This is a genomic window from Streptomyces sp. NRRL WC-3549, assembly GCF_000721935.1.
Taxonomy (GTDB): domain Bacteria; phylum Actinomycetota; class Actinomycetes; order Streptomycetales; family Streptomycetaceae; genus Streptomyces.
The window spans coordinates 17,249-24,554 of sequence record NZ_KL585447.1 but is presented as its reverse complement, the minus strand read 5'-3'; the positions used below and the strand labels follow the sequence as shown (position 1 = coordinate 24,554).

General features: G+C 73.0%; 8 protein-coding genes and 1 pseudogene. 3 read left to right on the top strand and 6 right to left on the bottom strand.

What is annotated here, in order from left to right:
• Nucleotides 1-197: 197 nt before the first annotated feature.
• Together IH13_RS0135035 and IH13_RS0135030 are read left to right on the top strand one after the other, a co-directional pair.
• Entirely contained in the window at nucleotides 198-881 is a 684-nt protein-coding gene (locus IH13_RS0135035; protein WP_031091043.1) for an alpha/beta fold hydrolase, read from the top strand.
• A 143-nt stretch (nucleotides 882-1,024) separates the two neighbouring features.
• A complete protein-coding gene (locus IH13_RS0135030; RefSeq protein ID WP_031091041.1) occupies nucleotides 1,025-2,008 on the top strand; it encodes a fibronectin type III domain-containing protein in 984 nt (327 codons plus the stop codon).
• Between the two features lie 89 nt (nucleotides 2,009-2,097).
• Here the strand turns inward: IH13_RS0135030 and IH13_RS0135025 are convergent, their stop codons facing one another.
• The 3 genes from IH13_RS0135025 to IH13_RS0135015 form a co-directional block, all read right to left on the bottom strand.
• On the bottom strand, nucleotides 2,098-2,292 hold the full coding sequence (locus tag IH13_RS0135025) for a DUF397 domain-containing protein (protein WP_031091040.1): 195 nt from the start codon (nucleotides 2,290-2,292) through the stop codon (nucleotides 2,098-2,100).
• Between the two features lie 220 nt (nucleotides 2,293-2,512).
• Nucleotides 2,513-4,132, bottom strand: a complete 1,620-nt coding sequence (gene aceB / locus IH13_RS0135020; protein WP_031091037.1) for a malate synthase A — start codon at nucleotides 4,130-4,132, stop codon at nucleotides 2,513-2,515.
• A 294-nt stretch (nucleotides 4,133-4,426) separates the two neighbouring features.
• Nucleotides 4,427-5,032 (bottom strand): nucleotidyltransferase family protein, encoded by a 606-nt coding sequence (locus IH13_RS0135015; protein ID WP_031091034.1) that lies wholly within the window; start codon nucleotides 5,030-5,032, stop codon nucleotides 4,427-4,429.
• 196 nt (nucleotides 5,033-5,228) lie between these two features.
• On the opposite strand from IH13_RS0135015, the gene IH13_RS0135010 reads away from it, so the two are divergent.
• Entirely contained in the window at nucleotides 5,229-5,549 is a 321-nt protein-coding gene (locus IH13_RS0135010) for a DUF5955 family protein (protein WP_031091033.1), read from the top strand.
• 39 nt (nucleotides 5,550-5,588) lie between these two features.
• On the opposite strand, the gene IH13_RS0135005 is transcribed toward IH13_RS0135010, so the two are convergent.
• From IH13_RS0135005 to IH13_RS0134995, 3 genes and pseudogenes are all read right to left on the bottom strand, one after another.
• Nucleotides 5,589-6,221 (bottom strand): response regulator, encoded by a 633-nt coding sequence (locus IH13_RS0135005; protein WP_031091031.1) that lies wholly within the window; start codon nucleotides 6,219-6,221, stop codon nucleotides 5,589-5,591.
• Nucleotides 6,218-6,361 (bottom strand): annotated as a pseudogene (locus tag IH13_RS45385) (sensor histidine kinase); the annotation flags it as partial. The pseudogene IH13_RS45385 and the gene IH13_RS0135005, both read right to left, overlap by 4 nt.
• A 185-nt stretch (nucleotides 6,362-6,546) precedes the next feature.
• Complete coding sequence (locus IH13_RS0134995) at nucleotides 6,547-7,302, bottom strand: IclR family transcriptional regulator (protein WP_063837536.1); 756 nt, start codon at nucleotides 7,300-7,302, stop codon at nucleotides 6,547-6,549.
• Nucleotides 7,303-7,306: the final 4 nt, after the last annotated feature.

Genomic DNA, 7,306 nt, shown 5'->3' with positions numbered 1-7,306 from the left:
AGACCAGTCGCATCGCGATGTCCTTCTTCGCGGGGTCGTCGAGCCCCTTCTCGGGTGCGTCCGGGCCGGAACCGGAACAGCCGGTCAGGGCCAGGGCCAGGATGGCGGCGAGGGCGAGGGGCTTGATCTTCACCCGCCCAGCGTGCCAGGTCAGGGGTGTGCGCCGACCGGGGGCCGACCGGCTGTAGCGTTCGGGCATGGAAGATCAGTCTGTTGTGGACCTCGGCGATGTACGGCTGGCGTACCGGACCTGGGGCGACTCGCTGGGCTCGCCCGTCGTCCTGCTGCACGGCCTGGGCGGCTCGTCGGCCGACGGGGAGGCGGCCGGGAGCCTGCTGGGGGAGGAATGGCGGGTGTACGCCGTCGACCTCCGCGGGCACGGGGAGAGCGACTGGCCGGACGCGTACGGCTTCGAGCAGATGCGGGACGACGTCCTGGAGTTCCTGGACGCGTGCGAGATCGACCGGGCCGGGATCGCCGGCCACGGGATGGGCGGGACGGTCGCCTCTCTGCTCGCGGCGGAGCACCCGGACCGGGTGGAGCGGCTGGTGCTGGTGGAGACCCCGCCGCCGTTCCCGCCCGAGCGCTGGGCCACGTTCGAGCCCGACGGGCCGGTGGACTACGACGAGAACGCCGTCCCCGCCGTCCTGGCCCAGGTCAACGACCCCGACCCCCGCCAGGAGGAGGGCCTGGGGCAGATCGTCGCGCCCACGCTGATCCTGGCCGGGGGCCCGGAGAGCACCATGCCGCAGGGGCGGCTGGCCGACATGGCGTCACTGATCCCGGACTGCCAACTGGTCACCCTGGGCGGCGGCCACCGGCCCCACCGCCGCCACCCGGACCAGGTCGCGTCCCGGATCACGGAGTTCTTCACCAGCTGAGCGCCGGTGGCGGCGGCGGGGGCGAGGGGAGGCGCCCGGCGCCGGACATAGCGGAAGGTTCTGGCCCGGCCCCTTGTCGGCGGGGGCGCCGACGTGGCATACAGGTCTGGACCAATAGCTGTCCGGATGGAAGGCGCCCCCCCATGCAACGCCCCCACGCACGCACCGCGTCGGCCTGCTCCGCCGTCTTGCTGCTGGCCACACTCACCGCCTGCGGCGGAAGCGCCGGCGCCGAGACCGACACCGAGAAGCCGACGGTGCCCACGAACGTCACGGCACAGGCGAGCAGCGCCACCTCCGTCCACGTCATGTGGGACCAGGCGTCCGACAACAAGGCGGTCACCGGCTACGAGGTCTACCAGGAGGGCGAGAAGGCCGTGTCGCTGCCCGCCACCAAGCGGATGACCGACATCGACGGGCTGACCGCGTCCACCGCCTACACCTTCACCGTCCGGGCCCGCGACGCCGCCGGGAACCTCTCCCCGCGGAGCGCCGCCGTCTCCGTCACCACCCCCGAGCCCGCACCCGACGACGAGGAGGCGCCGACCGCGCCCGCGAAGTTGCGGGGCACCGCCGACGACGGGCACACGGTCTCCCTGTCCTGGGGCGGCTCCACGGACGACGTGGGCGTGACCTCGTACGACGTCTACCAGGAGGACTCCCGGATCCACAGCGTGCCCGGCACGCAGACCACGGCCCACCTCACCGGGCTGCGCCCCGGCACCGTCTACACGTTCACCGTCCGCGCCCGGGACGCCGCCGACCACTCCTCGCCGGACAGCAACGCCCTCGACCTCACCACCCCGGCGGCCTCGGGCGCCCCCGCGAGCACGGCACCCTCCGGGCTGCGGACCGAAGTGACGGAGAAGGGAGGGGAGTTCGTGGTGGACCTCTCCTGGGACCAGCCGGAGACCGGCGGCACCATTCCCGCGTACCAGCTGTTCCTGAACGGGAAGCTGACCACCACGATCGTCTGGGGCGGCACCCCGCCGGCCGGGCGGGCCACCTACGAGCTGACCCTCAGCGACCCGCCGGGCACCCGCTACTCGCTGAAGCTCCGGCCCAAGCTCCCCGACGGCAAGTGGGGCGACTTCTCGGCCCAGCGCACGGTGGTCCTGCCGGGGTGACCGGACCGGCGCGTCCGTGCCAGGTGGCCGTCGCGTACGACCGCCGACAGCGGAGCCACCCGTACACCAGGGGCTCCGCTGTCGGCGCGTCAGCGCCCGGACGCGTAGGCGACGAAGGCGGACCAGCCGCCGGGGGTGAGCGAGAGGACGGGGCCGGTGACGTGCTCGGAGTCGCGTACGAGTACGGCCCCAGGCTGTGCGGCGACCTCCAGACAGTCGCCGCCCTCCGCGCCGCTGTAGCTGCTCTTGGACCAGTGCGGGGCCTCTGCGGCTGACGTGGTCACTTCGACGTTCACACCTCGCCCAGCGACTTTTCGATGTAGGCCAGAGACTCGCGTGGAGTGAGAGCCCTCCCCCGGATGATTCCATAGCGTGCCAACAGGGCGCGGACCTCCTCCTTGTCGCTCAGCCCGCGCCCGGTAAGACCGTCTGGGCGGAGATCGGGCCCTGAGCGGACCGGAGCGCCGCCCGGACGCGGGGCCGGGCGGCGCACTGAAGGGTGCGTCAGCCCAGCTGCTCGTACGCCGGCAGGGTCAGGAAGTCCGCGTAGTCCTCGTCCAGGGAGACCTGGAGCAGCAGGTCGTGGGCCTGCTGCCACCTGCCGGAGGCGAAGGCCTCGTCGCCGACCTCGGCGCGGATGGTGGCCAGTTCCTCGGCCGCGACCTTGCGGGCCAGGTCCGCCGTGGCGTGTTCGCCGTTCTCGAAGACCACGTCCGCGTTGATCCACTGCCAGATCTGCGAGCGCGAGATCTCCGCCGTGGCCGCGTCCTCCATCAGGTTGAAGATGGCGACGGCGCCCATGCCCCGCAGCCACGCCTCGATGTACCGGATGCCGACCGCCACGGCGTTGCGCAGTCCCTCGTACGAGGGCTTGGCGTCCAGGGTGTCGACGGCGATCAGGTCGCCCGCCGCCACCGAGACGTCCTCGCGCAGCCGGTCCTTCTGGTTCGGCTTGTCACCGAGGACCGCGTCGAAGGAGGCCATCGCGATCGGGACCAGGTCCGGGTGGGCCACCCAGGAGCCGTCGAAGCCGTCGTTCGCCTCTCGGTCCTTGTCGGCCTTGACCTTCTCGAAGGCGACCTTGTTGACCTCGGCGTCGCGCCGCGAGGGGATGAAGGCGGCCATGCCCCCGATGGCGTGCGCCCCGCGCTTGTGGCAGGTGCGGACCAGGAGTTCGGTGTACGCCCGCATGAACGGGGCGGTCATCGTGACCAGGTTGCGGTCCGGCAGGACGAACTTCGAGCCGCCGTCACGGAAGTTCTTGACGATGGAGAAGAGGTAGTCCCAGCGGCCGGCGTTCAGCCCGGAGGCGTGGTCGCGCAGCTCGTAGAGGATCTCCTCCATCTCGTACGCGGCGGTGATCGTCTCGATCAGGACGGTCGCGCGGACCGTGCCCTGCGGGATGCCGACGTAGTCCTGGGCGAAGACGAAGACGTCGTTCCAGAGGCGGGCCTCCAGGTGGGACTCGGTCTTCGGGAGGTAGAAGTACGGCCCCTTGCCGAGGTCGATCAGCCGCCGGGCGTTGTGGAAGAAGTAGAGGCCGAAGTCGACCAGGGCGCCGGGCACCGGGGTGCCGTTCTGCTGGAGGTGGCGTTCGTCCAGGTGCCAGCCGCGCGGGCGGGTGACGACGGTCGCGAGCTCCTCGGCGGGCCGGAGCGCGTAGGACTTGCCGGACCTCGGATCGGTGAAGTCGATGTTCCGGGTGTAGGCGTCGATCAGGTTGAGCTGGCCGGTGACCACGTTCTCCCACGTCGGGGCGGACGCGTCCTCGAAGTCCGCGAGCCAGACCCTGGCGCCCGAGTTCAGGGCGTTGACGGTCATCTTGCGGTCGGTCGGGCCGGTGATCTCCACCCGGCGGTCCTCCAGCGCGGCGGGGGCCGGGGCGACCTTCCAGGTGTCGTCGACCCGGATCGCCTGCGTCTCGGGAAGGAAGTCCAGCGTGGAGGTGCGGGCGATCTCGGCGCGGCGCTCGGCCCGGCGGGCGAGCAGCTCGTCGCGCCGGGGTGTGAACCGCCGGTGCAGCTCGGCCAGGAACGTGAGGGCCGCATCGGTCAGGACCTCGTCCTGCCTCGGCAGGGGTTCGGCATCGACGACGGCCAGCGGGGACGGCGCTGGTGCGGACATGAGCGGTCACTCCTTCGACGGGGCGGAGCGGCGACACCCCACGGCCGCCGGGAGGCCCGGTACGGCACGGGGCGCCAGGGCTCCGGGGTACGACGGCCGGGGGAGCCGTCCGGATCCGGAAGCGGAACCATGGGCTTCTGATCAGTGGATATTAGTTTCCTCATGGTGGAAGTTCAATGGTTTGTTGACGTCGAGATTCTCCGGGTCGACAGAACCGGTCGCGTGGTGGAGCCGGCGCGCCGCTCCGGCGGGTCCGCCCGCCGCCCGGTCCGGTGTGTGTCCGGTCCAGGGGTGTCAGTCCAGGTGCGCCAGGTCCGTGGCCGTGTCGATGTCGAACGCCCGGGCCACGTCGGCACACTCCACCAGGGTGATCGCCTCGCGATGTGTCCGCAGGTACGCCCGCGCCCCCTGGTCCCCGACGGCCGCCGCCGCGACGCCCGCCCACCGGTCGGCCCCGAGCAGCACCGGGTGGCCGCGCTCCCCGCCGTACGCCCCCGCCGCCAGCGTCGCCCGCGAACGGTAGGCGGACCGTACCCGCGCCACCGCCTCCGCGCCGATGCCGGGCTGGTCGACCAGGAGGACGAGCGCCGCGTCCGCGTCCGTACCGGCGAGCGCCGCCAGGCCCCCCCGGAGCGAGGAGCCCATGCCCTCCTCCCACGCCGGGTTCACGGTCACCGCGCACCCCGACAGATCGGCCCGCGCCCGTACCGCCGGCGCGGCGGCGCCGAGCACCACGTGGACCGGGCCGCAGCCCCCGTTGCGCAGGGCCCGTGCCGCGTGTTCGACCAGGGGGCGGCCGCGGTGCTCCAGCAGTGCCTTCGGCCGGCCGCCCAGCCTGCGCCCGCCGCCCGCGGCGAGCAGCAGCCCGGCGACCACCGGAATCCGTCGTGTCTCAGCCATGCGCCCTGGATACCACCGCCGTATTCGCACACGCGGAGGACACGTCACCCGCGGGGCCCGGCCAATTGTGTCCGCGCAGTGGCGCCGCCCACCTGTCATAGCGTTAACTTGCGGGCACCTTCGGTGACTTGTCCGCCGCTCAGGGCGGCTTCACCAGGCCGGTGCACCGGCACAAAGGCGTGCGAGGGGGAGTACTTTGTTGCGAAGTGTGGGGCAGCAGCGGTTGACCGGGACCGCCGACCCGAGGGTGGCCGCACTGCGGACGGCCGTCTCCCGTCTCCGCCGTGAACTGGCCGGCCACCCCGTGGAGTTCCCGGACCGCGGCATCGCCGAGGAGGAACTGGCCGCGCTGGACGCGATGGCGGCCGGCGGGGCGCCGGAGGTCCCGAGGCTGCGGCGTTCCCTGCTGCTGGTCGCGGGGGCGATCGGCTCGGTCAGCGCGCTGGCACCCGGGCTGCGGGACCTACGCGTCGCCGTGGACCTCTTCGGGGAGCCGCCGCGCCCACGACGCCCCTGACGACGCCCACCCGCCGGTGGGGGCACGAGGGGCGGGCGGTCAGCGGCGGATCAGGCGGCGCGCGGTGGCGGCGGCGACCGCGGAGCTGCGTGAGTCGACGCCCAGCTTCGCGTAGATGTGCACCAGATGGGACTTCACCGTGGCCTCGCTCAGGAAGAGCCGCTTGCTGATCTGCTGGTTGGACAGACCCTCGCCCACCAGCTGGAGCACTTCCAGCTCGCGCTTGGTGAGGGCCTGGGCAGGCGTCCGCATCCGGTCCATGAGGCGGTGGGCGACCGCGGGTGCGAGCGCCGTGCGCCCCGCCGCCGCCGCCCGTACGGCGGCGGCCAGCTCCTGGGGAGGCGCGTCCTTGAGGAGATAGCCGCCGGCGCCCGCCTCGACCGCGGTCAGGATGTCCGCGTCCGACTCGTACGTGGTGAGGATCAGCACCCGTGGGGCGTCCGGGGCCGCGGTGATCACCGCGGTGGCCTCCGCGCCGTGCATGCCGGAGCCGAACTGGAGGTCCATCAGGACGACGTCGAACCCGCCCGTCGCGGCGAGTTCCACCGCCCGTTCCGCCGTGGCGGCCTCCGCGACCACCTCGAAGTCCGGCTCGGTGTCCAGGACGGCCCGGAGTCCCGCCCGCACCACCGGGTGGTCGTCGGCCAGCAGCAGCCTGATCGGGTCACTCACGCGGCATCCTCCTTCTGCGCCGGGTCCGGCAGCGGCAGGGTGACGGCGATCGCCGTGCCCTGTCCCGGTGCGGACTCCACGCTGAGCGTGCCACCCGGCGCGCGGGCCCGCGCGCGCATCGCGGGCGGCCCGGAACCACCTCACCCCCGCGCCGTCCAGCCCGGCCAGGGCCGTGCTGTGGGGCCGCCGTCGCTCACCGCCCGGGCCACCGCCGGCAGCTCCGCCGGCAGGGCGTGCAGGCAGATCCGCAGACCGGGGGCGGCGGGGGTGTGGGCACGCGTGTCCCTGGTCGTTCCAGCGTGGACGCGAGGGACGCGCCGCCGGTTCAACCGGCGCCGTTGCTCGCCAGGGCCTCGGAGAGCTCCTTCGCGACCTGCTGGAGGATCGGCACGATCCGCTCCGTCGCCGCCTCCGTCACCCGGCCCGCCGGCCCCGAGATGGAGATGGCGGCGGACGTGGGGGAGTCCGGGACCGGGACCGCGAGGCAGCGGACCCCGATCTCCTGCTCGTTGTCGTCCACCGCGTAGCCCGCCCGGCGCACCTGCTCCAGCGCGTCCAGGAAGCCGTCCGGCGTGGTGATCGTCTTCTCGGTGGCCGCCGGCATGCCCGTACGGGCGAGCAGCGCGCGCACCTCGTCCGCCGGGGTGTGCGCCAGCAGGGCCTTGCCCACCCCCGTGGAGTGCGGCAGCACCCGGCGGCCGACCTCCGTGAACATCCGCATCGAGTGCTTCGACGGCACCTGGGCGACGTAGACGACCTCGTCACCGTCGAGCAGGGCCATGTTCGCCGTCTCGCCGGTCTCCTCGACCAGTCGCTGGAGGGAGGGGCGCGCCCAGGTCCCCAGCAGCCGGGACGCGGACTCGCCGAGCCGGATCAGGCGCGGGCCCAGTGCGTAACGGCGGTTGGACTGCTGGCGTACGTACCCGCACAGCACCAGCGTGCGCATCAGCCGGTGGATCGTCGGCAGCGGAAGGCCGCTGCTCGCGGAGAGTTCGCTGAGCCCGACCTCGCCCCCGGCGTCCGCCATGCGCTCCAGCAGGTCGAAGGCGCGCTCGAGGGACTGCACCTGTCTCTTATACACATCT